Source organism: Lachnospiraceae bacterium, assembly GCA_022794035.1.
Classification (GTDB): Bacteria; Bacillota; Clostridia; order Lachnospirales; family Bianqueaceae; genus CALWPV01.
The window spans coordinates 1-2,451 of sequence record JAAWDX010000016.1 but is presented as its reverse complement, the minus strand read 5'-3'; the positions used below and the strand labels follow the sequence as shown (position 1 = coordinate 2,451).

The following is a 2,451-nucleotide window of genomic DNA, read 5'->3' as shown; positions in this document are numbered from 1 at the left end:
GATCGAGCTCGTGGTCAAGGACGGAGCGCTGACGATCGGGAAGAGAAGCGTCACGCTGACATCAGAAGGCGCAGAGAGAGCGTATAATGGAGAGGCGCTGACAAATGAAACGGTAACAGTAAGCGGAGACGGGTTCATCGAAGGAGAAGGAGCTAGCTACCGCGCAACCGGAAGTCAGACGCAGGTAGGCAGCAGCAAGAACAGCATCGAGTACAGCCTCAATAAGGGGACAAAGGCAGAGAACTATGCGATTGAAACCGTAGAAGGAATGCTAAGGGTAACAGACCGAAGCGAAGAAGAGCGGTATCAGATAACGGTAGTGCCGGAGAGCAAAACAGCTGTCTATACCGGAGAGGAGCAAAGCGTAGCAGGATTTGAGAGGCTGCGCTTTACAGTAGACAGTCATGTGTATACCGTAAGCGGCCTGAGTGCAGGCGCAGCAGGGAAGGATGCTGGAGAGTATCTGGTAAATGTCAGCGGCAGTCCTGTGGTAAAAGATGCCGAAGGCCATGACGTAACAGAGCAGTTTAAGGTAGAGGTGCAGGACGGAGCCAAGCTTACGATCGAAAAGAGACCGGTTACGATCCGGTCGGGAAGCGACGAGAAGGAGTATGACGGAGAGGCGCTGACAAATGATACGGTAACAGGAGAAGGGTTCGTAAAGGAAGAAGGGATCACCGGCACGGCAAGCGGAAGACAGGTCGAGGCCGGAGAGAGCAAAAATCCCTTTAGCTATGAGGCAAAGGCAGGAACGGACCTTAATAACTATGCGATCACAGAAGAAGAGGGAACGCTTAAAGTAACAGAGCGTACGAACAAATATCAGGTTACGATAGAGCTGAAGGATGTTGAGAGGGTCTATACCGGAGAGAGCCAGAGCGTAGAGTGCTTTGAGGAGCAGAGCTTTACAGCAGAGAACGAAAAGACCTATACGATCAGCAAGGTCACGGCAAAGGCAGAGGGGCAGGATGTAATCGTAAACGGGGGCGCCTATGCCTGCAGAGTAGATCAGAGCCAGATGGTGATTCGTGACGAGGAAGGCCGTGACGTAACGAAGGAGTTTAGCGTAGCGTTTACGGGAGGAAGTCTTACGATTACCCCGATCGCGATCACGATCAAACCGCAAGACCGGACGCAGGTGTATAACGGCCATGCGCTTACAGCAGAGAGCTATCACCTAAGCGGAGCCTTTGCAGGGCAGGACGGGATCGTGAGCGTAAGCTATGAAGGAAGCCAGAGAGCAGTCGGACAGAGCGAGAGCAGGATTAGTCGCTATCAGCTGAGCGAAGGGACAAATGCGAATAACTATGTGATCACGACCGAGCCCGGAAGGCTGGAGGTAACGGGTCTGGCGGAAGAGGATAAGCTAGAGATCCGGTTAACGCCGAACGGAGCTACCGCAGTCTATAACGGAGCGGAGCAGAGCGTAGAGGGCTTTCAGGAGGATCTAAAGAGCTTCTCTTATGAGGGAGAGAGCTATACGATCAGCGGGATCGAGGCCGGAGCTAAGGGGACGGATGCCGGAGCGTATGAGGTAGAGATCACTGGAACGCCAGTGATCACAGATATCGACGGCAAGGATGTAACAGAGCAGTTTAGGATCGAGTACGAGAAGGCACAGCTGGTGGTAGAAAAGGCAGGAGCGATCACGGTTACGGCCAGCAAGGAGAGTGCGTACACCGGCGAGGAGCAGAGCCTGATCGTTGCAGAAGCTGAGAACAAGCAGGTAGCAGGAGAGCTGCAGGGAGAGGATCAGATCGTCCTTAGAGGGGCTGTGGTCAAAGGAACGGATGCCGGCAGCTATACAGAGCTGGAAGAAGGCTATGAGCTAAGGATCGTGGATGCAAAAGGCAGAGACGTTACCGGTAACTATGAAGGGATCCGGATCGAGGCTCAGCTGACCATCCGTAAGGCAGAGAGCTACAGCGGGAGCGTGAGCCTGGAGGACTGGACCTATGGAGAGGCCCAGAAGGAAGAAGAGATCAGCGTAAGCGGAGGAGACTATGGGCAGCCGCAGCTGCAGTACCAGAAGCAGGGAGAGAGCGGATATGTAAGCGAGAAGCCGACAGAGGCAGGCAGCTACAAGGTAAGAGCCGTATGGGCGGCAACAGAAAACTGTGAAGCGATCACAGCAGAGGATAGCTTTACGATCCATCCGAGAGAGATTACGCTTAAGGCAAAAGATGCGTATAAGATCTACGGAGAGGAAGATCCTGCGTTTGACTATGAGGTCACAGAGGGAAGCCTGGCAGAGGGAGACAGCAAGGAGAGCCTTGGCAGTCTTGAGGTTAAGAGAAGCTCAACAGCAGAAGGCGTAGGGACCTATACAGATGATCTTAGGATTGAGATCAAGGCTGGAAGCAGCAATTATCAGATCCAGACAGAGCCAGGAACGTTTAAAATCTATGCAGCGAGCATAGAAGGAGCCGGTCTCAGAGCCGAAGGAGGCAG

Annotated in this window: 1 protein-coding gene; it reads left to right on the top strand. The window is 53.4% G+C overall.

The annotated features are described in order from the left end of the window. A partial coding sequence (locus HFE64_10970) for a hypothetical protein (protein ID MCI8633980.1) occupies positions 1-2,451 on the top strand: 2,451 nt, incomplete at both ends.